General features: G+C 71.1%; 23 protein-coding genes. 8 read left to right on the forward strand and 15 right to left on the reverse strand.

Annotation, left to right across the window (positions count from 1 at the left end):
- Positions 1-46 precede the first annotated feature (46 nt).
- The 11 genes from ACFWFI_RS23705 to ACFWFI_RS23755 all read right to left on the reverse strand — a co-directional run bounded on the left by ACFWFI_RS23705 (position 47) and on the right by ACFWFI_RS23755 (position 11,932).
- Positions 47-1,150 carry a polyprenyl synthetase family protein gene (locus ACFWFI_RS23705; RefSeq protein WP_387393722.1) on the reverse strand — a complete coding sequence of 368 codons (1,104 nt, stop codon included), beginning with the start codon at positions 1,148-1,150 and terminating at the stop codon, positions 47-49.
- The gene (hpnE, locus tag ACFWFI_RS23710) at positions 1,147-2,535 is read right to left on the reverse strand and encodes a hydroxysqualene dehydroxylase HpnE (protein ID WP_387393725.1); all 1,389 of its coding nucleotides are present in this window, start codon (positions 2,533-2,535) and stop codon (positions 1,147-1,149) included. The genes ACFWFI_RS23705 and hpnE overlap by 4 nt, the downstream gene beginning before the upstream one ends.
- A 112-nt stretch (positions 2,536-2,647) precedes the next feature.
- Positions 2,648-3,571 carry a presqualene diphosphate synthase HpnD gene (gene hpnD / locus ACFWFI_RS23715; RefSeq protein WP_387393728.1) on the reverse strand — a complete coding sequence of 308 codons (924 nt, stop codon included), beginning with the start codon at positions 3,569-3,571 and terminating at the stop codon, positions 2,648-2,650.
- Between the two features lie 29 nt (positions 3,572-3,600).
- The gene (hpnC, locus tag ACFWFI_RS23720) at positions 3,601-4,518 is read right to left on the reverse strand and encodes a squalene synthase HpnC (protein ID WP_387393731.1); all 918 of its coding nucleotides are present in this window, start codon (positions 4,516-4,518) and stop codon (positions 3,601-3,603) included.
- Positions 4,519-4,940: 422 nt separating this feature from the next.
- Positions 4,941-5,726, reverse strand: a complete 786-nt coding sequence (locus ACFWFI_RS23725; RefSeq protein ID WP_387393733.1) for an ABC transporter ATP-binding protein — start codon at positions 5,724-5,726, stop codon at positions 4,941-4,943.
- Positions 5,719-6,648 carry an ABC transporter permease gene (locus ACFWFI_RS23730; RefSeq protein ID WP_387393735.1) on the reverse strand — a complete coding sequence of 310 codons (930 nt, stop codon included), beginning with the start codon at positions 6,646-6,648 and terminating at the stop codon, positions 5,719-5,721. The genes ACFWFI_RS23725 and ACFWFI_RS23730 overlap by 8 nt, the downstream gene beginning before the upstream one ends.
- Before the next feature lie 108 nt (positions 6,649-6,756).
- The gene (locus ACFWFI_RS23735) at positions 6,757-7,629 is read right to left on the reverse strand and encodes a glycosyltransferase family 2 protein (RefSeq protein WP_387393737.1); all 873 of its coding nucleotides are present in this window, start codon (positions 7,627-7,629) and stop codon (positions 6,757-6,759) included.
- A gap of 8 nt (positions 7,630-7,637) precedes the next feature.
- The gene (locus ACFWFI_RS23740) at positions 7,638-8,417 is read right to left on the reverse strand and encodes a CDP-alcohol phosphatidyltransferase family protein (protein ID WP_387393739.1); all 780 of its coding nucleotides are present in this window, start codon (positions 8,415-8,417) and stop codon (positions 7,638-7,640) included.
- Complete coding sequence (locus tag ACFWFI_RS23745) at positions 8,395-9,456, reverse strand: iron-containing alcohol dehydrogenase family protein (RefSeq protein WP_387393741.1); 1,062 nt, start codon at positions 9,454-9,456, stop codon at positions 8,395-8,397. The genes ACFWFI_RS23740 and ACFWFI_RS23745 overlap by 23 nt, the downstream gene beginning before the upstream one ends.
- Complete coding sequence (locus tag ACFWFI_RS23750; RefSeq protein ID WP_387393743.1) at positions 9,444-10,181, reverse strand: phosphocholine cytidylyltransferase family protein; 738 nt, start codon at positions 10,179-10,181, stop codon at positions 9,444-9,446. The genes ACFWFI_RS23745 and ACFWFI_RS23750 overlap by 13 nt, the downstream gene beginning before the upstream one ends.
- Positions 10,178-11,932, reverse strand: a complete 1,755-nt coding sequence (locus ACFWFI_RS23755; protein WP_387393745.1) for a DUF5941 domain-containing protein — start codon at positions 11,930-11,932, stop codon at positions 10,178-10,180. Before ACFWFI_RS23755 ends, ACFWFI_RS23750 begins: the two co-directional genes overlap by 4 nt.
- 304 nt (positions 11,933-12,236) lie before the next feature.
- Between ACFWFI_RS23755 and galE the strand changes: the two genes are divergently transcribed.
- The 4 genes from galE (at position 12,237) to idi (ending at position 16,548) form a co-directional block, all read left to right on the forward strand.
- The gene (gene galE / locus ACFWFI_RS23760) at positions 12,237-13,223 is read left to right on the forward strand and encodes a UDP-glucose 4-epimerase GalE (protein ID WP_387393747.1); all 987 of its coding nucleotides are present in this window, start codon (positions 12,237-12,239) and stop codon (positions 13,221-13,223) included.
- Between the two features lie 172 nt (positions 13,224-13,395).
- Positions 13,396-14,337 carry a cation diffusion facilitator family transporter gene (locus ACFWFI_RS23765; RefSeq protein ID WP_387393749.1) on the forward strand — a complete coding sequence of 314 codons (942 nt, stop codon included), beginning with the start codon at positions 13,396-13,398 and terminating at the stop codon, positions 14,335-14,337.
- Positions 14,338-14,553: 216 nt separating this feature from the next.
- Positions 14,554-15,807, forward strand: coding sequence for a GNAT family N-acetyltransferase (locus ACFWFI_RS23770; protein WP_387393751.1), 1,254 nt, complete (start codon positions 14,554-14,556; stop codon positions 15,805-15,807).
- 147 nt (positions 15,808-15,954) lie between these two features.
- Positions 15,955-16,548, forward strand: coding sequence for an isopentenyl-diphosphate Delta-isomerase (gene idi / locus ACFWFI_RS23775; RefSeq protein WP_387393753.1), 594 nt, complete (start codon positions 15,955-15,957; stop codon positions 16,546-16,548).
- A 24-nt stretch (positions 16,549-16,572) separates the two neighbouring features.
- Here idi and ACFWFI_RS23780 read toward each other — a convergent pair whose 3' ends face one another.
- Entirely contained in the window at positions 16,573-17,028 is a 456-nt protein-coding gene (locus ACFWFI_RS23780) for an ATP-binding protein (protein WP_387393755.1), read from the reverse strand.
- Positions 17,029-17,176: 148 nt separating this feature from the next.
- Positions 17,177-17,764 carry an HdeD family acid-resistance protein gene (locus ACFWFI_RS23785; protein WP_387393757.1) on the reverse strand — a complete coding sequence of 196 codons (588 nt, stop codon included), beginning with the start codon at positions 17,762-17,764 and terminating at the stop codon, positions 17,177-17,179.
- 80 nt (positions 17,765-17,844) lie between these two features.
- Here ACFWFI_RS23785 and ACFWFI_RS23790 point away from each other — a divergent pair, with 80 nt between their 5' ends.
- The gene (locus ACFWFI_RS23790) at positions 17,845-18,645 is read left to right on the forward strand and encodes an enoyl-CoA hydratase/isomerase family protein (RefSeq protein WP_387393759.1); all 801 of its coding nucleotides are present in this window, start codon (positions 17,845-17,847) and stop codon (positions 18,643-18,645) included.
- Here the strand turns inward: ACFWFI_RS23790 and ACFWFI_RS23795 are convergent.
- Positions 18,632-19,267, reverse strand: a complete 636-nt coding sequence (locus ACFWFI_RS23795; RefSeq protein WP_387393761.1) for a DJ-1/PfpI family protein — start codon at positions 19,265-19,267, stop codon at positions 18,632-18,634. The genes ACFWFI_RS23790 and ACFWFI_RS23795 overlap by 14 nt on opposite strands.
- A 52-nt stretch (positions 19,268-19,319) precedes the next feature.
- Positions 19,320-20,276 (reverse strand): GlxA family transcriptional regulator, encoded by a 957-nt coding sequence (locus ACFWFI_RS23800; protein WP_387393763.1) that lies wholly within the window; start codon positions 20,274-20,276, stop codon positions 19,320-19,322.
- A 135-nt stretch (positions 20,277-20,411) separates the two neighbouring features.
- Between ACFWFI_RS23800 and ACFWFI_RS23805 the strand changes: the two genes are divergently transcribed.
- The 3 genes from ACFWFI_RS23805 to ACFWFI_RS23815 all read left to right on the forward strand — a co-directional run.
- On the forward strand, positions 20,412-21,275 hold the full coding sequence (locus tag ACFWFI_RS23805) for an SCO6745 family protein (protein WP_387393765.1): 864 nt from the start codon (positions 20,412-20,414) through the stop codon (positions 21,273-21,275).
- A 67-nt stretch (positions 21,276-21,342) separates the two neighbouring features.
- On the forward strand, positions 21,343-21,474 hold the full coding sequence (locus ACFWFI_RS23810; RefSeq protein WP_387393767.1) for an LPFR motif small protein: 132 nt from the start codon (positions 21,343-21,345) through the stop codon (positions 21,472-21,474).
- A gap of 159 nt (positions 21,475-21,633) precedes the next feature.
- Positions 21,634-21,833, forward strand: a 200-nt coding sequence (locus ACFWFI_RS23815; RefSeq protein ID WP_387393769.1) for a Tex-like N-terminal domain-containing protein, incomplete at its 3' end; no start/stop codon positions are given.

Raw genomic sequence — 21,833 nt, forward strand, 5'->3', positions numbered from 1 at the left:
CCCTTGGGGCGCCCGCCGGCGACTGCGAGTCATATCTGGATGGTGATCATCTCTTTCGTACGACCACGAAGTCGGCGAGCTCGGTGAGCTGCGCCCGCACTCGTTCCGGCATGTCGACGCCGTGCAGCGCCTCGATGGCTACCGCGTGCTGACGGCGGGCTTCCTGGGCGGTCCACTCGCGGCCGCCCGCCTCCTCGATGAGTGCCGCACGGGCGGCGAACTCCTCTTCGGAGAAGCTGTCGAAGTCGCTGCTCTTGGCGTCGGCGGCGAGCAGCTCGCCCAGACGCTCCGAGGCCGGTCCGCCCGCGGCGAGCGCGGCCACGACGGGCAGGGACTTCTTGCGCTGGCGCAGATCGCTCCAGGTCTGCTTGCCCGTGGATTCGGGGTCGCCCCAGATCCCGAGCAGGTCGTCGACCGCCTGGAAGGCGAGGCCGAGGTGGTAGCCGTACGCCTCCAGGGTGTCGGCGGTGCGGTCATCGGCTCCGCCGAGCACGGCGCCGATGGAGACGGCGCAGGCGAGGAGGGCGCCCGTCTTGTTGCCCTCCATCTCCAGGCACTCCTCGACGGTGACCCGCTCGCGGTGCTCGTAGGAGATGTCCTGGGCCTGACCGTCGATCAGCTTGCGGCTGGCCGTGGTCAGCCGGCGGGCGGCCCGGCCGGCCTCGACGGTGCCGAGTTCCAGCAGGATCTCGTTGGCCAGCGCGAAGAGCGCGTCCCCGACGAGGATCGCCTGGGCGGGCCCGTGCACCTTCCATACGGTGTCGCGGTGACGGCGCTGCTCGTCGCCGTCCATCAGGTCGTCGTGCAGCAGCGAGAAGTTGTGCACGAGTTCGACGGCGACGGCTCCGGGGATCCCGGCCTCCGCCGGGGCGCCCGCCGCTTCCGCGGACAGCAGGGCCAGCGCGGGACGCACTGCTTTGCCGCCGTCGCCGTCGGCCGGTCGGCCCTGGGCATCGATCCAGCCGAAGTGATAGGCCGCGACGGTGTCCATGGGCGGCGCCAGCCGGTCCACGGCAGCTCGCAGCACCGGCGCTGACAGGGCCCTTCCGCGCTCCAGAAGCGCGGTGACGTCCGTGGTGTCCGCCACGGTGTCGTAAGCCGGATTCGCCGGGGTCACAGACTCTCCTCTTGTTCCGGTGGTACTGCTCATGCCGCCTCCTGCAGCGGATGTTCGTGTGGCCGGCCGAGGGCCTGGAGCGCGGCGTCCACGGCACTGAAGCCACTGCGGACGGCACCCTCCATCGTGGCGGGCCAGCCGGTGGCGGTCCATGCTCCCGCCAGGTGCAGCCCGGCGGCGCGGGTGTGCGTGCCCGGCCTCAGCCGCCCTACGCCAGGCGTGGGTGCGAAGGTCGCGGTGCGTTCCCGGGTGACGAAGAAGTCGCGGATCCCGGCCCCTCGCGCCGCCGGGAGGAGCCGTTCCAGCTCGGGCACGTAGCGCCGGCGGAGCTCGGCGACGGGCAGATCGATCTCGTCCTGCGCCGCGGACTGGGACACCGCGAGGTACTGGCCGCCGCCCTGGAGGCCGGAGGACGCCGTGCGGTCGAAGACCCATTGCACGGGTGAGCCGAGCGCGGCGAAGAACGGTTTGCGCAGCACCTTGCGGTCGTAGACGACGTGCACGTTCAGGATCGGTGCGTCGGTGAGGTCGAGCAGCCGGCCGGGGTCGTCGAGCGCGCCGTCGGGCAGCAGCCGGTGGGTCTCACCCTGCGGCACGGCGAGGACGACGGTGTCCGCCTCGAACCGTTCGCCGTCGGTCTCGACGGCCCAGAGGCCGTCCTCGGCGCGGGTGAGGGAACCGACCCGGGTGCGCAGGTGGATCTCCACGCCCGCCGATTCGAGCGCCTTGCGGGCGAGGGTGTCGTGCAGGTCCCCGAGCGGCACGGCGGCCCAGCCGATGTCGGCGGCGCCCGGTTCCGAGAGGAGTCCGGTCTTGAAGACCATCGCGGCGAGCGCCATGGAGGCGTTCGGCGCGGTCGCGTTGAGCGTGGCGACGCCGACGAGGTCCCAGAGGGCCTCGATGGTGCGCTGCGACTGCCCCTGGCGGCGCAGCCAGGTGGCGAAGTCGATGCCGTCGAGCGCGGGGTCGGCGGGGTCGAGACGGCCCAGCGCCAGTGCGGCGCGGGCGACGCCGGCCTTTTCCGTCAGCGAGAGGTGCGGGTAGGCGGCGAGCCCGCCGGCGAGGTGCAGCGGTACGGGCAGCCCGGTTCGGCGCAGCCGTCCGAGCCTGGGCCCGGCGGGCCGGCCCACGTCGAGCACGGGCACGTCGAGGCGGTCCTGCAGCGGGGCGAGGTGGGTCCCCTCGATCCGGTCCAGGAACCAGCGGTAGCCCGTGCAGCAGCGCAGGTAGACGTGCTGGCCGTTGTCGACGGACAGGTCACCGCGCCGGAAGGAGAAGGCGAGCCCGCCGAGCCGGGGGCGGCCTTCGAGCAGGGTCACGTCGAGCCCCGCGTCAGCCAGACGCAGCGCCGCGGTGACGCCCGCCAGTCCGCCTCCGACGACAACCGCGCGGGAGGACCGAGGGCTCCGGCCGGTCATGCCTGCTCCCTTCGCCGTGTCGCCGCGGTCAGCTGCGTACGCCGCGTCGTCGCAGACAGGGACGCACCGGGGCGCCCGGGGGTTGCCCGTCCCGCATGTCGGACAGGACCCGTCATGAGACCCTCCCCCTGGCCGTCCGGCGTGAGATGTACCGCGCGTCGAGGCCCGACAGTCCGCGCACCGCAACGTACGCCTTCTCGTGGCCCGGCAGCGAGACCCTGCCGCGCAGGACGGCCTCGGGATCGCGTTCGATCCGGTCCAGGAGCCGGCGGTAGATACCGGCCATGGCGGCCACGCAGGCGCCGCTGCGTCGGTCCAGCATGGGCAGCAGCCGGTAGCCCTCGGCGAAGAGTGCCCGGGCGCGGCGGACCTCGAAGTGCACCAGGCCTGCGAAGTCGGACCCTGGGGGCGGGGTGGCCCGGTGGAATCCGGCGGAGCAGCCGAATTTGGCGAGGTCGTCGGCGGGCAGGTACGTACGTCCGTTGCCGGCGTCCTCGCGGACGTCACGGAGGATGTTGGTCAGCTGGAGCGCGAGACCGAGGGTGTCGGCGTACTCCGCGGCCCGTTCCGCGCCGGGTGCGCCCGCTTCGGTCCCGAAAACGCCCAGGCTGAGGCGCCCGATGGCACCCGCGACACACCGGCAGTACGTCTTCAGGTCGTCCCAGGTCTCGTACGTCGCGCCGCGCACGTCCATCAGTACGCCGTCGATGAGCTCGTCGAGGCCGTCCAGCGGCAGCGGGAACCGGCGCGTGGCATCGGCCAGCGCCACCGCGACCGGGTCGGTGTCGTCCTCGTCGACCGCGTTGTCCCGGACCCGGCCGAGCAGTCCCCGGGTCTCCTCCAGCCGGGCGTGCTTGGTCTCCGGATCCAGCTCGCCGTCGCCGATGTCGTCGACCCGACGGGAGAAGGCGTACAGCGCCGACATGGCCTGCCGCTTCTCGTACGGCAGCAGTCGGATGCCGTACGCGAAATTGCGGGCCTGCTGTCCGGTGACGGCCTCGCAGTAGCTGTATGCGGCCTGTACCGGTGCCGACATGTACGTCGTCTGTCCCTCCACGGTCCGGCTCACCCCTCTCTGTGCGCTCTTCGCAGGACGTCTCCCACCTCGCGCAGCAGTCTCGGCGCGGTGGGCTTGGGCGGTCCGGGCAGTACGTCGAAACCTGCGGCCGTGATCGCGCCGAGGGCGGCCCGCCCTCCGCCGACGAATCCGGCGAGCAGCAGCTTGAGCCGGCCGTGGACACTGCCTACCAGGGGGACGCCCTCGCCCAGCAGCTCACGGGCGCGCTCCGCCTCGAAGGCGACCAGGGAGCGTACCGCCGCGCCCGCGGACGGTGCGGCCAGGTCCGATTCGCCGACGTGGAAACGGTCCATGTCCTCGGCGGGCAGATAGATCCGGTCGCGGCCGAGGTCCTCGGCGACGTCCTGGAGGTGCTCGGCGATCTGCAGCGCCGTGCAGACGGCGTCGGAGCGGCGGATCCGTTCGGGGCTCGCGGTGCCGGTGATCTGCAGGACGAGGCGGCCGACGGGGTTGGCCGAGAGCTCGCAGTAGGCCAGCAGGTCGCCGTAGGTCCCGTAGCGGCGGACCTTCTGGTCCTGCCGGTTGGCTTCGAGGAGCCCGAGGAAGGGTTCGGGGGTGAGCGCGCAGCGCCTCACGGTGGGGCGCAGTGCACGCATCAGGGGGTGGCGCGGGCCGTCGCCCGTGGGCGAGAAGACGCGGTGCAGATCGGCTTCGAGGGCGTCCAGCGCGGCGAGCCGGTCCTCGCTCTGCCCGGGTTCGAGGCCGAGGTGGCGGGCGTCGGCACCGCCGGGGGCGAGATCGCCGTCACCGATGTCGTCGACGAGACGGGCGAATCCGTAGACGGCCATCAGATCGTCGCGCCAGGCGCGGGGCAGGAAGAAGGGGGCCACTGGGAAGTTCTCGTCCGCGGCCTTGTCGAGCGTGGCGGTGGCGACGTCTGCGCGCGCCTGCTGGGTACGGGTCACTGCGTACCGCCCGACGCGGGGACGGCGAAACCACGTCGGAGCTGGAGATTTTCCATCATTGCCGTCATATCTCCCGTTCTACACTGCTGACCCAAAACATCCCTTTTCGGACACGCCGCTCGTCCGGCCGAGTGCGACATGCGCACAACGGGCGATGCGCCGGGGGTGTATCACCCCACATTGCCGCGAATCAGCACCGTTACAGCTTACGTTGTACAGCTCACAGAGCCGCGCCGGGGTGCAGCGCGCCCTCGTACAACAGGTCGGCCGCCGTCAACCTTCCCCGGATCCGGGGCAATTGACGTCATCCGCCGGGAGGAGATCCTCCCGGGAGCACCTGCGACCCCTGCGGGCCCCTCCAGCCTCGGATCCACGAGGGCCCCCGCCGCTGTGCTCCGGCGGGGGCCACACGCACGCGACGGTTACTTGCCCGTCTCCCGCTCGTAGGCCTTCAGCACCTCTTCGGTGGGGCCGTCCATCAGGAGCTCGCCCTTCTCCAGCCACAGCACCCGGTCGCAGGTGTCCCTGATGGTCTTGTTGTTGTGGCTGACCAGGAAGACGGTGCCCGCCTCCTTGCGCAGCTCGCGGATCCGTTCCTCGGAGCGGACCCGGAACTTCCGGTCACCGGTGGCGAGCGCCTCGTCGATCATGAGGACGTCGTGGTTCTTGGCGGCCGCGATCGAGAAGCGCAGGCGGGCCGCCATGCCGGACGAGTACGTCCGCATCGGCAGCGTGATGAAGTCGCCCTTCTCGTTGATCCCGGAGAAGTCCACGATGTTTTGGTACCGCGCGCGGATCTCCTCGCGGCTCATGCCCATCGCCAGACCGCCGAGCACGACGTTGCGCTCCCCGGTCAGGTCGCTCATCAGGGCCGCGTTGACGCCGAGCAGCGACGGCTGGCCGTCGGTGTACACGCTGCCGTGCTCGGTCGGCAGCAGGCCGGCGATGGCCCGCAGCAGGGTGGACTTGCCCGAACCGTTGGTGCCGATCAGGCCGATGGCCTGACCGCGGTAGGCGGTGAAGGAGACGCCCCGCACCGCGTGCACCTTGCGCACACCGCGCGGTTCGCCCTTGCCGCGGCGCATGATCCGGCTCAGCGCCGCGGTGGCGCTGCCCTTGCCGCCGCCCGTGCCGTTGACCCGGTACACGATGTGCACGTCGTCCGCGATCACGGTGGGGATGTGTCCCTGGGACGATTCCTCAGCCACGGCCGTACCGTTCCTCTGCCTTCCAGAAGTACACGAAGCCCACGACGCCCACCACGAGCGCCCAGGCGAGCCCGACGGCCCAGACGTGCTGCGGCAGGTTCTCGGCGCCGTAGCCGTCGATCAGTGCGAAGCGGACCAGGTCCATGTAGATGGCCGCCGGGTTGTACTGCAGCACATCGGCGATCCACTGCGGCTTGTCCGCCAGCATCACGGGAATGGAGAACATGACGCCCGAGGCGTACATCCAGGTACGCATGACGAACGGCATCAGCTGGGCGAGGTCGGGGGTCTTGCTCCCCAACCGGGCCATGACGAGCGCCAGGCCGGTGTTGAAGAGGAACTGCATGGCCAGCGCCGGGACGACGAGCAGCCAGGAGAGCGCCGGATAGCTGCCGAAAGCCACCGCGACGGCCACCAGCACGATCATCGAGTACAGCAGCTGCTGGAGCTGCTGCAGCGAGAACGAGACCGGCAGCGAGGCGCGGGGGAAGTGCAGCGCCCGGACCAGGCCGATGTTGCCGGAGATGGCGCGCACCCCCGCCATGACCGAGCTCTGGGTGAAGGTGAAGACGAAGACGCCGGTCACCAGGAACGGGATGAAGACCTCCTGGCTCATCCCCTTACGGGTGCCCAGGATGATTCCGAAGATCAAGAAGTAGACAAGAGCGTTCAGCAGCGGCGTGGCCACCTGCCACAGCTGGCCGAGCTTGGCCTGGCTGTACTGCGCGGTCAGCTTCGCCCTCGAGAACGCCAGGATGAAATGCCGACGGCCCCAGAGCTGCCGGATGTACGCGAACAGCCCGGGCCGGGCGCCACTCACCGTCAAGCCGTACTTTTCGGCCAGCTGGGGCGCGCTCAGTCCCTCGTCGGCGGACGGCGGGCTGCTCAGGGCAATCCCGCCGTCGTGGGTCGTGTCACTCACAGTTAAGAACTCTCGTCTTCACAATGCGCAGCCGGTCGCGGGCGCGGCCGAGGCGGACAGGTTCCCCGTACGGAATGAATACGGCTCATGGTCTCAGAGGAGAGCCTCTCAGATCACCGGTGGCCGGCCCAGTCTGGTCAGCCGCCATACCGTACGCCACCTCATCGGGCGCCGGGGTCCGCAGGGCTTCGTCCAGCCTTCCCGGAAGCCTCCGAACCATGCTTTGAGGGCGGGCAGGGAGGGACGTCGGACCAGGGTGAGGAGCAGCCAGACCCCGACATAGACGGGGACCAGCGGTGCGGGCAGGTTCCGGCGCGCGAGCCAGACGCGGTTTCGGGCCACCATGCGGTGGTAGACCGCGTGCCGCGAGGGGGCGGTGGTGGGGTGGTTGAGCACCATGTCCGCGCGGTACTCGATCATCCAGCCGGCGTCCAGGGCACGCCATGCGAGGTCGGTCTCCTCGTGCGCGTAGAAGAAATCGCCGGGGAGCGGGCCGGCCTCGGCGATCACCTGGCTGCGCACGGCGTTCGCGCCTCCGAGGAACGTCGTGACACGGGACGAGCGCATCGGGTCGGAGGCACGCAGCCGTGGCACGTGCCGCCGCTGGGTGACACCGGTCTCGGGGTCCGCGATGCGGAAGGTGACGATGCCGAGCTTCGGGTCCGCCTCGAACGCCTGCCGGCAGAGCTCGGCGGTGTCCGTGTTCGGCAGGTGCCCGTCGTCGTCGAGGAAGAGCAGGGCGTCCACATCGGCTCCGGACGGACCGAACGCCTCGATGCCGACGTTGCGGCCGCCCGGAATACCCAGATTCTCGGGCAGCTCGACGGTCCGTACGCCCGGGGGGACGTCGGGGACCGGGGCGCCGTTGCCGACGACGACCACCTCGATCCGGTCGCCGTCCTGCTTGGCGACCGAGTCGAGAAGGGCACGCAGTTCGTCGGGCCGGTTGCCCATGGTGATGATGACCGCGCCGAGTTTCATGGGAGAGCTCACTTCAGCCTGCTGGACGCCAGGATCGACACCAGGTGCAGGACGGTCTGGAGAAGGGCGATGCCGGCCATGACCGCGACCGCGAGGCGGCTGAAGAAGAGGTCGTCCCTGACCGTGTCGAGGACGGCGACCACCAGGATGACCAGCGATGCCTCGATGCCGAGGATCAGCCGGTGGAACTTGAGCGCGCCGGCGGCCCGGCGGGCGAGCGCCATGCCGGAGGAGCGCGGCTCGGACGCGGCCTCCTTGACGGGCGGCAGACCGCCCTGGTGGCGGGCGACCCCGACGAGGTCGGTCTCGGCCTTGATCAGGATGGCGCCGAGCGCGGCGAGCGTGCCCAGGAAGGCCCACAGCCAGTCGATGCGCCCCGGACCCCACAGGTCGGCGGCGCGCAGGCCGAAGCCGACCAGCACCGCCGCGTCGCACAGGTAGGCGGCCACCCGGTCCAGATAGACCCCGCCCAGCGAGAACTGCTTCTTCCAGCGGGCCACCTCGCCGTCGACGCAGTCGAACAGCAGGTAGAGCTGGACGGCGAGCACGCCGAGCAGGGCGCCGGGGATGCCCGGGACCAGCAGGGCGGGAGCCGCGAGCACACCGGCGACGGTCATCACGTAGGTCAGCTGGTTCGGCGTGATCTTCGTGGTCACCAGGCGCCGGGTGATGCGCAGCGAGATCTCGCGCATGTAGAGACGACCCGCCCAGTGCTCGCCACTGCGCCGGTCCTTCACGCCCGGGGGGTGCACGACCGGACGGAGTTCAGCTATGGATGGCTTTTGCATAGTCGGCGTACGCGTCCCTGATCTGGTCGGTGGACAGGTTGAGGTGTTCCAGGATCGTGAAGCGTCCCGGGCGCGTCTGCGGGGCGTAGTCGACGGCCCGCACGAATTCGTCGGCAGTGAAGCCGATCTCGTCGGGCAGCACCGGCAGCCCGTGGCGCCGCAGCACGGACGCCATGTGCAGCGAGTCCTCGTGCGCGCCCCGCAGGTGCATGGCGAAGCAGGCGCCGAGGCCGACCTGCTCGCCGTGGCTGGCCGCGCGCTTCGGGTACAGCAGGTCGAAGGCGTGGTTGATCTCGTGGCAGGCGCCGGAGGCGGGCCGCGAGTCACCGGCGATCGACATCGAGATGCCGGTCAGGACGAGTCCCTCGGCGAGCACCTTGAGGAAGGCGTCGCCGCCGATGCCGCCGGGGTGGCGCAGCACGGCCTCGCCGGCCTGGCGGGCCATGGCGGCCGCGAGCCCGTCGATGTCCTCGCCCTGGACCTCATGGGCGAGCTCCCAGTCGGCGACGCACGAGATGTTGGAGACGGCGTCGCCGATGCCCGAGCGCACATAGCGAGCGGGGGCCTCACGGATGACGTCGAGGTCGATGACCACGGCGATCGGGGTGGGGACGCCGTAGGAGCCCCGCCCGTTGTCGTTGTCCAGGGTCGCGACCGGTGAGCAGAGCCCGTCGTGGGACAGGTTCGTCGCGACGGCGACCATGGGCATGCCCACGCGCGCCGCGGCGTACTTCGCCACGTCGATGATCTTGCCGCCGCCGAGGCCGACCACGGCGTCGTAGCGGTTGCCCTTGATGCCGTCGGCGAGCCGCACCGCGGAGTCGATCGTGCCGTCGGCGACCGGGTACCAGTCGGCACCCGGCAGCACCGGGGCGAGCCGCTCGCGCAGGGCGCGGCCGGAGCCTCCGCTGATCGCGATGGCGAGCTTGCCCGAGGCGGAGATCCGCTGGTCGGCGAGGAGACCGGCCAGATCGTCCATCGCGCCGCGCCGGATGTCGACGACGACCGGGGACGGGATGAGACGGGTCAGTACAGGCACGCGATCTCCCTGCCCCTGGCGAGGTCGTCGTGGTTGTCGATCTCCACCCACGTCACCTCGCCGATGGGCGCGACGTCGACCGTGAAGCCGCGGTTCACGAGCTCCTGGTAGCCGTCCTCGTAGTAGAGGTCGGGGTCGCGCTCGAAGGTGGTCCGCAGCGCGTCGGCGAGCTCCTCGGCGGCCTCGGGCTCGATGAGGGTGACGCCGATGTACTCGCCGGTCGCGGTGGCCGGGTCCATCAGCTTGGTGATCCGCCGGACGCCCTTGCCGTCCTCGGTGATGACCTTCATCTCCTCGTCGGCGAGGTTCTTCACCGTGTCGAGGGCGAGGATGATCTTCTGGCCCTTGCCCCGCGCGTCCAGGAGGGTCTTCTCGACGGAGACCGGGTGCACGGTGTCGCCGTTGGCGAGGATGACGCCCTTCTTCAGGACCTCACGGGCGCACCAGAGGGAGTAGGCGTTGTTCCACTCCTCGGCCTTGTCGTTGTCGATGAGCGTCAGCGTCACGCCGTACTTCGCCTCGAACTCGGCCTTGCGGGCGTAGACCGCCTCCTTGCGGTAGCCGACGACGACCGCGACCTCGGTGAGTCCGACCTCGGCGAAGTTGGCCAGCGTCAGGTCCAGGACCGTCTTCTCGCCGTCCACCGGCACCAGGGCCTTGGGCAGCGTGTCCGTGTAGGGACGCAGACGGCGTCCGGCACCGGCAGCCAGTACGAGGCCGATCATGCGAGTTCTCCTTCGTCGTGTACGGCGGGGGCCGAGGAGGACACCCAGAAGCGGATGGACTCCACGAGCACCACCAGAGCCACGGCGGCCGCGAGCGCGGTGAGAGCCGTGGTGAAACCTGAACCGTGGATCAGTACGGCGGCGAGTACGGCCACGACCAGGGTCCGGCCCTCGTGCCCGCCGATGACGCGCACCAGCCACTGGGGCGGCGCTCCGGTGCCGCCCCGGATGCGGTACACCGTGTCGTAGTGATGGTAGGCGACGGCCGAAACCAGGCCGAATGCCGCGGGAACGGCGTGCGGCACGTCACTGCGGGCGGCCAGCACCAGGATCGTGCAGTATTCGGCGGCCCGGAAGACCGGCGGGACGAGCCAGTCGAGGGCGCCCTTGAGCGGCCGCGAGACGGCGAGTCCGGAGATGATCGCGTACACCGCTGCGGCGCCGACGGTCAGCCAACCGCCGTAGGGCGCGAACAGTGCCGCGGCGACCATCACCGCTGCTCCGACGAGCGCCAGGAACGGGGCCGTGAAGCCACCGCCCGGACGCCGGAGCACGGCGGCGACGGCCTGGGCGAGCGGACCCGAGTCGGCGAGGTCGGCCAGTGCCTGTGCGGCGCGGTCGGTGCGCTGCGCCTTGCGGGTCAGCGAGCGCAGGAGCCGGCCCGCCGTGGTGTAGCAGGCCGCCAGGGCGCAGCCGACGAGCAGGGCGTAGAAGACGATCCGGGGCGTGGTCACGGCGGTGAGCACGGCGATCATGGCCCAGCGTTCACCGATGGGCAGGACTATCATCCGGCGCAGCCAGACCGTCCAGCCGACGCTGTCGAGCTTGTCGGAGAGCGCGGCGGTGGGGCTCGTGTTGGACACCGCGTCGTGGTTGGCCTCGTTGAACGAGAAGTCGACGACGTGGCGGCAGGCCTGGAGCACCATCGCTCCGAGAGCCAGGACCCACACGTCGTCGCCGCCACGGGCGGCGCCGAGGGCCAGGCCCGCGTAGTAGGCGTACTCCTTGGCCCGGTCGAAGGTTGCGTCCAGCCAGGCGCCCATCGTCGAGTACTGCAGCGAGTACCGGGCGAGCTGCCCGTCGGTGCAGTCCAGGACGAAGGAGAAGAGCAGGAGCACTCCGGCCGCGACATAGCCGCCGCGGGTGCCGGTCGCCGCGCTGCCCGCCGCGATCAGCGCCGTGATGAGCGAGGCCGTGGTGACTTGATTCGGGGTGAGGCCCCGGCGGGCGCACCAGCGTGCGATGTAGCGGGAGTACGGGCTGATGAAGTAGGTGGTGAAGAAGCCGTCGTGGGCCTTCACCGCGCTGCGCAGCCGTACGGCCTCGTCGTCGACGGCGGCCACGGCGGTCCGTGCGGCGTTCCGCTCCTCGGGTGCGGTGGGCACCGCGGCCGTGAGCGAACCGAGCTCGGGGCGCTGCACCGCGGTGCCCTCCGCGTCCAGTGCCACGGCAAGCCGGCCGGGGACCGTGCGGTCCTCGGCGTCGGCTTCGGCGCCGGGAGGCGCGACGGGGGCCCCGGCGCCGACGGCGGCCACGGCCCGCCGCAGGGCACGGAGCAGCGCGGGCCGGGCCTCGGGCTGCGCGGTGAGCGCTCCGGGGATCGACGCGGCGGCGAAGCGGGGGTCGGTGAGTCCGAGCCTGAGGGCATGGACGTGGCCGACGAAGCGGGGATCCACGAGCGCGACGCGTCTGCTCGCGGGGACTGCGGCGAGCAGCTCGGCGGCCTCGGTGGCGTCGGCTGCGGCAGTCACGTCAAAGCCGAGTGACCGCAGATCGTCCTCGAGCGACGATCCGGGTACCGGCGCACCGGTGAGGATGGCGGTCGACAGACGAACTCACTCCTTGGTGCTGACGGGAACGGCGCGCGACAAGCGGCCCGGGGGTGGGCCGGCGGCACGTCGGCTGAGGCTATCGGATGAACGGAAGACCGAGTTCACCACCCGTTTGTGCTCCGTTCGGGCGAATCGGCCATCATGCGGCGCCGTTCGCGATCATCATCGTGGATCAACACCTCGTCCCACAAACCGCGTCCGGACAGCGCATAAGCTGAGGTGCATGACGTGGTTGATCACAGGCGGGGCCGGTTACATCGGGGCACATGTGGCGAAGGCCATGACGGGTGCCGGGGAACGGGTCGTCGTCCTCGACGACATCTCGACGGGCATCGAGGAGCGGTTGCCCGAGGCGGTCACGCTGGTGCGGGGATCCGCCTCGGACCGCGAGGTGCTCGACCGGGTCCTGACCGAGTACGCCGTCACGGGGGTGGTCCACCTCGCGGCGAAGAAGCAGGTCGGTGAGTCCGTCGAGAAGCCGCTGCTCTACTACCGGGAGAACGTGACCGGACTCTCCGTACTGCTGGAGGCCGTGGTCGCCGCCGGTGTGCGGCGCTTCCTCTTCTCCTCGTCGGCTGCGGTCTACGGCGTGCCGGACGTGGAGCTCATCACGGAGGAGACGCCGTGCGCGCCGATCAACCCGTACGGCGAGACCAAGCTCGCCGGCGAGTGGCTGGTGCGCGCGACGGGGCGGGCACACGGCATCTCGACGGCCTGTCTGCGGTACTTCAACGTGGCAGGGGCCGCCGAGCCCGAGCTGGCCGACACCGGTGTGTTCAACGTCGTACCGATGTTCTTCGACCGGCTGACGCGGGGCGAGGCGCCGCGGATCTTCGGTGACGACTACCCGACGCCGGACGGCACCTGTGTACGCGACTACATCCATGTCGCCGACCTGGCGGAGGCGCACCTCGCCGTCGCCGGCCACCTGGACAAGGGACCGGGGGGCGGGGACCTCACCCTGAACATCGGCCGGGGCGAGGGCGTATCGGTGCGCCGTCTCGCCGAGCTGGTGGGTGAGGTCACCGGCCTGCGCACGGAACCCGTGGTCGAGCCGCGCAGGCCGGGGGACGCGGCCAGGGCCGTCGCGTCCGCCGACCGGATGACCGACGAGCTGGGCTGGACGGCAAGCCGCAGCATGCGCGAGATGGTGGAGTCTGCCTGGGAGGGCTGGTGCCTGCGCCACCCCGAGGCCCGCGCCGCACAGTAGGAGCGCGTTCCGGCGACGCTCTGACCTGCGATCGTTTCCGCAGGTCAGAGCACATGACAACGGTGTTCAGTGCCGTGTTGCCCCCTACCCCGCCCCCGTAGTTCACTGGCCGCATCGGGCGAGCTTCGTCCGAGCTGTCCGAGGGACACGACGGGCTTACGGAGGCGTTCGCATGGGGGCTGGCCACGATCACGGGCATACGCACGGAGGGCCGCCCCCGACGGGTACGGCAGCCGCCGCGTACCGGGGCCGGCTCCGGGTCGCCCTGGGCATCACGCTCGGCGTCATGGTCATGGAGATCGTCGGCGGGCTCCTCTCCGACTCGCTCGCGCTGATCGCGGACTCGGCCCATATGGCGACCGACGCGCTGGGGCTGGGCATGGCCCTGCTGGCCATCCATTTCGCCAACAAGCCCGCGGGCCCCAACCGCACCTTCGGTTACGCCCGTGCCGAGATCCTCGCCGCGCTGGCCAACTGCCTGCTGCTCCTCGGCGTCGGCGGCTATCTGGTCTTCGAGGCCGTCGACCGCTTCATCACCCCGGCGGAGACCAGAGGCGGCCTGGCCATCGCGTTCGCCGCCGTCGGCCTGGTGGCCAACGTGGTCTCCCTGTCCCTGCTGATGCGCGGGCAGCAGGACAGCCTGAACGTGCGGGGTGCCTATCTCGAGGTCGTCGCGGACACGCTCGGCTCGGTGACGGTGCTCGTATCGGCGGGCATCATCATGGCCACCGGCTGGCAGGCCGCCGACCCCATCGCCTCGCTGCTGATCGGCCTCATGATCGTCCCCCGTACGGTGAAACTCCTGCGGGAGACACTGGACGTGCTGCTGGAGTCGGCGCCCAAGGGGGTCGACATGGACGAGGTACGCGCCCACATCACGGCCCTGCCGGGCGTGCTGGACGTCCATGACCTGCATGCCTGGACGATCACCTCGGGCATGCCCGTCCTCTCCGCCCATGTGGTCGTGCACCAGGAGATGCTGGACTCGATCGGACACGAGAAGCTCCTCCATGAACTGCAGGGCTGCCTCGGCCACCACTTCGACGTCGAACACTGCACCTTCCAGCTGGAGCCCAGCGGGCACGCGGAGCATGAGGCGCGGCTCTGCCACTGAGCGGCCGTGGACACTGCGGCACCCGGTGCTAGGGTCTGCGTCGTGTCTCCGAGCCCGGAGCCCGGTGGAGAGAGAAGGAGCTGAGGTTGATGACTGTCGCGACGACGGCTGCCCGGCGCAGCAATCGGTCCTTCATCGTCTCCCGGGTCACCGGCTGACCGCTCGGCTCTCCACACGCCGCGTCGGCCGGGGCCCTCTCACCCAAGGGTTCCCGTCTTGACCGACCACACGTACAACGCTTTCTTCGAACTGCACCACCGGCTGCCCCGGCAGAACCCCGGTTCCGATGCCACCACGCGGCGGATGCTCGCCATGGCGGGCCCGCTGCCGCGCCGTCCGCGCGTCCTCGACCTGGGCTGCGGTCCGGGCAGGGCCGCCCTGCTGCTCGCCGCCGAGGCGGGCGCCGAGGTGACGGCGGTCGATCTGCACCAGCCCTTCCTCGACGAGCTCGCCGAGGCCGCGGAGGCCCGCGGGCTCGGTGACCGGATCCGTACCGTCAGGGCGGACATGGCCGACCTCGCGGGGCCGGACTTCGCCGACGGTTCGTACGACCTCGTCTGGGCCGAGGGTTCCGCGTACATCGTCGGGTTCGACACCGCGCTTCGGGACTGGCCGCGGTTGCTGGCCCCCGGCGGCTCGGTGGTGATCACCGAGTGTGTCTGGACCACCGGATCCCCGTCGGCAGGGGCACGTGCCTTCTGGGACCCGCGTGCCTCGTTGCGCCCGGTCGCGGGGAACACGGCTGCGGCCGTGGAGGCGGGCTGCCATGTGCTCGGGGTGCTGGTGCAGCCCGACAGCGACTGGGACGAGTACTACGTCCCGCTGGCCGGACGGGCCGCCTCGGCGGATCCGTCGGCTCCCGGCATGGCCGCGGCGCTGGCGGCCACCCGCGAGGAGCTGGAGGTGCGTCGCCTCCACGGCTCGGAGTACGGCTACGCCGGCTATGTGATGCGCCCCTTCGATCCCCGATGGCGGACCCGTCCCGAGACGGCCGCCGACCGCGACGCGGTGCACGGGGTCGTCACGGCGGCCTTCCCGACCCGGGACGAGGCCGATCTGGTGGACGCCCTGCGCGGCGACCCCGGAGCATGGCTGCCCGGCCTGTCGTTCGTGGCCGAGGCCCCGGACGGTTCCGTCGCGGCGCACGCCCTGCTGACCCGTTGCCTGGTCGGGGACACCCCGGCGCTCGCGCTGGCCCCGGTGTCGACGGCTCCGGATCACCAGCGCCGTGGCGCCGGACGTGCGGTGGTCCGGGCGGTGCTGGACGCCGCGCGGCTGCGGGAGGAGTCACTCGTGCTGGTGCTCGGACATCCGGAGTACTACCCGGACTTCGGATTCGTTCCGGCGTCGCGGTTCGGGATCAGGCCGGGCTTCGAGGTTCCCGACGAGGCGATGATGGCTCTGGTCCTCGACGATTCCGTTCCGGTGCCGATGGGCATGATCCACTACCCGGCGGCCTTCGGAGTCTGACGCCGTGTCCGTCCCGCCGCGCCCTGAGGGCGGGGCGGGACGGACATGCCAGCACCCGAAGTGCGGACAAGCGGCTTTTGTACGGCAGACTTGACCGCACTCGAGGGGTCCGGCGCACGAGGCCGGGAACCAAAGCGAAGGATGGGTATGCCGACCACACCAGCCACCGCGGCGAACAGCTCGTCGAACGGCACAGCAGACGCGATCATGCTCGAACTGGTCGATGAGAACGGCACCACCATCGGCACCGCGGAGAAGCTCGCCGCTCACCAGGCCCCCGGCCAGCTGCACCGCGCGTTCTCCGTCTTCCTCTTCGACGAGCAGGGGCGGCTGCTGCTGCAGCGCCGTGCGCTCGGCAAGTACCACTCCCCCGGCGTGTGGTCGAACACCTGCTGCGGCCACCCGTACCCGGGCGAGGCTCCGTTCGCGGCGGCCGCCAGGCGTACGTACGAGGAGCTGGGGGTCTCGCCCTCGCTGCTCGCCGCGGCGGGCACGGTCCGCTACAACCACCCCGACCCCATGTCGGGCCTGGTGGAGCAGGAATTCAACCACCTGTTCGTCGGATTGGTGCAGGAGCGCCTGCGGCCGGACGAGGAGGAGGTCGGCGAGACGGCCTTCGTGACCGCCGGTGAGCTCGCGGAGCGGCATGCCGCCGCGCCGTTCTCGGCGTGGTTCATGACCGTGCTGGACGCCGCGCGGCCCGCGATCAGGGAGCTGACGGGGCCGTCCGCGGGCTGGTGAAGGCGCGCTCCGCGCAGGGGGCGGTCAGAGCTGCGTCTTGAGTGGCAGCGCCGCCCAGATGATCTTGCCACCGCCCGCGGTGTGCTCCACATCGCAGGTGCCGCCCGCCTCGGCGGTGATCTCACGCACCAGGAGCAGGCCGCGGCCGCCGGTCTGCGCGTAGTCGGTGACGAGCGCAGTCGGGCGGTAGGGGTGGTTGTCCTCGACGGAGACCCGGATCCATTCCGCACCGATGGCCACCTCGACAGCCAGCTCGGGCGAGAGCAGTGCCGCGTGCCGGACCGCGTTGGTGACCAGCTCCGACACGATCAGCAGCAGCCCCTGGAGGATGTCGTCCTCGACGGGTACGCCCTGCCGGTCGAGGAGGTCCCGCACCGCGCGCCGGGCCTGCGGCACCGAGACGTCGACGGCGGGCGCGGTGAACCGCCACACACCCTCGTACGACACGGGATGGGCCGGAACACTCCCACGGCTCTCCATGGACCGCCACCCGCTCTCGACTCGCACATCACTGACCCTGGAGTAATGAGTGTCGGGAAGAGTGTGGTCCGGACCGCAGCACTGACCGCAAGTGGTCACTTCTAGAGGGAATTTGACCGATCGAGTATGACAGCGTCAGGTGATTGGACTACTTCTCACCTTCTTCGGGCGTCATCTGGTCCGTCACCAGGCTGACGACCCGTCGCCCGCCCACCCCGATCGCGATCAGCCCGAGCCCGTCGAACAGCAGGGCGAGCGAGAAGAAGCAGCCGAGCACATAGAGACTGCTGTGCGGCCAGTCGAAGAGCACCAGCAGTCCCAGCAGCAGCCCGAAGGCTCCTTGCAGCAGGGTCCAGCCGAACTGCGGTCCGCGTACGACGACACTGCCGACCAGCCGGAACACTCCCCCGGTGAGGAAGAGCAGCGCGGCGAACATCGTCAGCGTCTCAGCCGTGCCCTCCGGGTGCTTGAGGACGACGACGCCGGCGGCGATGTTCAGCGCGGCGACCACCACGCCCAGCCAGAAGTAGGCGGTGCCACGGGCCTGGATCGCGTGGAGGAGACCGACGAGCCCGCCGACGAGCAGCAGCCAGCCGAAAAGGATCATCGAGGTGAGTGTGGCGACGCCGGTGTAGACGAGGCCGACGAGCCCCGCGGCGACCAGTACGGCGCCGAGCAGGGCGAGCCCGCCGAAGCTCCGGCTGAGCTTCTTGCCCTCGGTCGTGGGTCCGGCCATCGACAGCTCCTCACGGTGCGTGCACGCTTCGCGGCCCCTTCTTGATCATAGGTTCGAGCCGTACGGATAGCATCCGGCGCATGGACCTCAGGGAGCAGGCGGCACGGACGGAGCCGCGGCTGGAACACACGGTCGTGGACGGCGTCGCCACCGTCGTCATCAGCAACCCCGCCAAGCGCAACGCCATGACCGCGGACATGTGGCAGGCGCTGCCCGTGCTGCTGGAGGGGCTGGCCGCCGACCCGGGCGTCCGCGTCCTCGTGCTCACGGGCGCCGGTGACACCTTCTGCGCCGGTGCGGACATCGCTTCCCTCCAGGACCCGGGCGGCCGGCCGCAGGCACTCGCGGTCCAGGCCGAGGAGGCCCTGGCGGCGTTCCCCCGCCCGACGCTGGCCGCCGTGCGCGGCTACTGCGTGGGCGGCGGCAGCCAACTCGCGGCCGCCTGCGATCTGCGGTTCGCCGAGGAGGGCGCCTCCTTCGGTGTCACCCCGGCCAAGCTCGGGATCGTCTATCCTTCGTCGTCGACGCGCCGGCTGGTCGCGCTCGTCGGCCCGGCCGCCGCGAAGTTCCTGCTCTTCTCCGGGGAGCTGATCGGGACGGAACGGGCGCTGCGCACGGGCCTGGTGGACGAGGTCCTGCCCGAGGGCGGGCTGGAGGAACGGGCGCGTGGGTTCGCGCGGGTCCTGGCCTCGCGTTCGCAGCTGACCCAGGCCGCGGCGAAGGAGTTCGCCGACGGCCGCGAGGACCGGGACGCGTACTGGTCGCGGCAGGCACGCGGCAGCGGCGACACCGCCGAGGGGGTCGCCGCCTTCCTGGAGCGCCGCGCTCCCCGCTTCACCTGGACGACGGGAAATGCCGGGGCCGCGCCTACGTCAGGATGAACCGGCTCCTGGCCCGCCACTCCTCGACCATGGCTGCCGGGGCCTTCCCCGGCGCTCCGCAGTCGTAGGGCGGCTGGGGATCGTACTCGGTCAGCAGCTGGACGGTCCGTGCGTGGTCGTCGCCCGCGATCCTGCCTAGCAGGGTGAGGCCCATGTCGATGCCGGAGGAGACGCCGGCGGCGGTGACGTACTTGCCGTCGATGACCACCCGCTCACCCGTCGGCTCGACCCCGAAGGTCTTCAGGGCGTCGAGGGCCAGCCAGTGCGAGGTGGCACGCCGCCCGGCGAGCAGTCCGGCGGCGGCGAGCACCAGGGAGCCGGTGCACACCGAGGTCGTCCAGGTGCTGGTGGCATCCGCCGTCCGCAGCCAGCCGAGCAGCGCCTCGTTCTCCATCTGGTCGCTCTGCCCGGGGCCTCCCGGCACGATCACGACGTCGGGGGCGGGCACGTCTGCGAGCGTACGGTCGGCGACGAGCGAGAGGCTGCCGCTGTCGTTGCGCACGGCCCCGGGCCGCTCGGCGACGAAGACGGTCTCGGCGCCCGGAGCCCGGCTGAGCATCTCGTACGGGCCCACGGCGTCGAGCGCGGTGAAGCGGTCGAAGAGAACGATGGCGATCTGCATGATGGTCCTTTCGTCGCTGCTGCTTCGGTGGTGCGGCAGGGCGTGTGCCGCGTCACGCGTCCTGGGACCGGAAGCGGCGCCGGTATTCGGCGGGCGCCGTACCGAGGGCCTTGACGAAGGCACGGCGCATCGCTTCCGGAGTGCCGTAGCCGCTGGCGCGGGAGATACCGGTGACGCCTCCGGTCGTGTCCTCCAGCAGCCGGCGCGCCTGTTCGAGGCGTACGCGCTCGACGTACCGGCCGGGGGTGAGGCCGGTCTCGGCCTGGAAGGCCCGGGCGAAGTGGCGGGGCGAGAGCCTGGCGCGGGCCGCGAGCGCCTCCACCGAGAGGTCGGCGTCCGGATGCTCGGTGATCCAGTGCTGGACCTCACGCAGGGGCTCACGGACAGCGGTCTGCGCGGTGAGCTGGGCGCTGAACTGGGCCTGGTTGCCCGGGCGCCGCAGGAACACGACGAGATGGCGGGCGACGGTGAGCGCCACGTCCCGTCCGTGCTCCTCCTCGACCAGGGCGAGCGCGAGGTCGATGCCGGCGGTCACGCCGGCCGATGTCGCCAGCCGTCCGTCGCGTACGAAGATCGGGTCCGGGTCCACCTCCACCGCCGGATGGTTCCGGGCGAGCGTCTCGCAGACGGACCAGTGGGTGGTCACCCGGTGGCCGTCGAGCTGGCCCGCCTCGGCGAGGAGAAGGGCGCCGGTGCACACCGACACCAGCTGCCGGGCCCGGGGACCGTGGGTGCGGAGCCAGTCGACCAGCTCCGGGTCGGGTGTCCTCGTGCCGGCGCCTCCCGGCACGAGGAGCAGATCGGGCTCCGGGGCGTCCGCGAGCGTGCCGTCCGGGACGAGCGTGAGGCCGCTGGAGCAGCGGACCGGCCCTCCGTCCAGCGAGGCGGTGCGCAGGTCGTAGGAGACCCCGGGGAAGCGGGAGGCGCCGGCGAAGACCTCCGCCGGGCCGCTCACATCGAGGCTCTGCACGCCCTCGAAGAGGACTACGAGTACGGATCGCTGCTTCATGTCCGCCATCCTGGGCGGACGGCTCGATGGCCGCAATGACGAGTTCCCCACCTTTCCTGCCATGCGGAACCCACCGCCCTGCCGCCGGCCGACCCGGGTCTAGCCCACGTACCAACCAGTCGGTAACGTGCGGGCATGAGTACTCTTCCGCCGCGTGCCGGACGCCGTTGCCACAACGCGCTCAACCCGCTGCACTCCTGCGTCTACTTCTCCCCCGACCTCGGCAAGGAGTTCGGGGAGCTCGGCATCGACAACGAGAGCCGGGTCTATTTCGCCGCGCGCGGCGCGGCCCTGGGTGCGGCCGGGGCGGGCGCGGTCACCGCGACCTTCTACAACTTCAATCACGAGCTGGTGGCCCGCCATCTGCCGGCCGTCTGGTCGGACATCACCCCGCAGGCGGCGCTCGACGCACGTCTGAGGGCCGCCGACTCGACGCTGCGCCGGGTGCTCGGCGAGGAGACCCTCGCCTCCCAGGAGATGGCGGAGGCGGCCGGGCTGGCCCTGCGGGCCGCCGAGGCCTGCACCCGCCACGCCCGTCCGCTCTACGCCGCACACGCGGATCTGGAGCTGCCGGACCAGCCGCACCTCGCGTACTGGCACGCGGCGACGCTGTTGCGCGAGCACCGCGGCGACGGGCACCTGGCCGCCCTCCTCGCGGCCGGCCTCGACCCGCTCGAGGCCCTGGTCAGCCACACCGCCACCGGCAAGGGCATGGCGCCGCGCTGGATCCTCGCCACCCGCGGCTGGCGGCGCACGGACTGGGACGTGGCGGTGGAGCGGCTGCGTGACCGGGGTGTGCTGGACGCGGAGGGCGAGCTGACCGACGCGGGCACCGCGCTCAGGGCTGACCTGGAGGAGGCGACTGACCGGATGGACGCCGCGCCGTACGAACACCTGGGCGCCGACGGCGTCGCCCGGCTCACCGAACTGGGCCGCGGATTCCTGTTCGCGGCCGCCTCCGCCGGCGCGTTCCCGGAGGACCTGGTCGGCAAGGGCTGAGCTCTCGCACGTTTACGACGGGTGGGACCGGCCAGGCGGTAGACACACCCTACGAAGGAGGCACACCGTGTTCCGTGCGATCGCAAACGCTCTGAGTACCATCGGCTCGGCCATCGCCACCGTGGTGACTCTGCCCTTCCGGCTCCTGGCAGGCCTCTTCGGCGGCGCATCGCGCAGCGGCAGGACCCGGCGCGCGTGACCGCACCCTTCGGCAGGACGTCGGGGCCGTGATCGACCAGGTCACGCGACACGGCCCCCGGCCACCCGGCACAATGCAGGCGAAGGGGCCCACCCGGGTGTGGACCACCCCAGTGGCACAGCCAGCACAGCCAGTACGAGAAGGCGAGTCGGGAAAACCGTGACGACGTCCATCGAAGGCAGGATCGCCGAGGAGCTCGGCGTACGTGAGCGTCAGGTGAGGGCGGCCGTCGACTTGCTCGACGGCGGGTCGACCGTGCCGTTCATCGCGCGCTACCGCAAGGAAGCGACCGAGATGCTCGACGATGCGCAACTGCGCACGCTCGAGGAGAGGCTGCGATACCTGCGGGAACTCGAGGA

The sequence above is a fragment of the Streptomyces sp. NPDC060209 genome (assembly GCF_042728155.1).
In the GTDB taxonomy this organism is placed as follows: Bacteria; Actinomycetota; Actinomycetes; order Streptomycetales; family Streptomycetaceae; genus Streptomyces.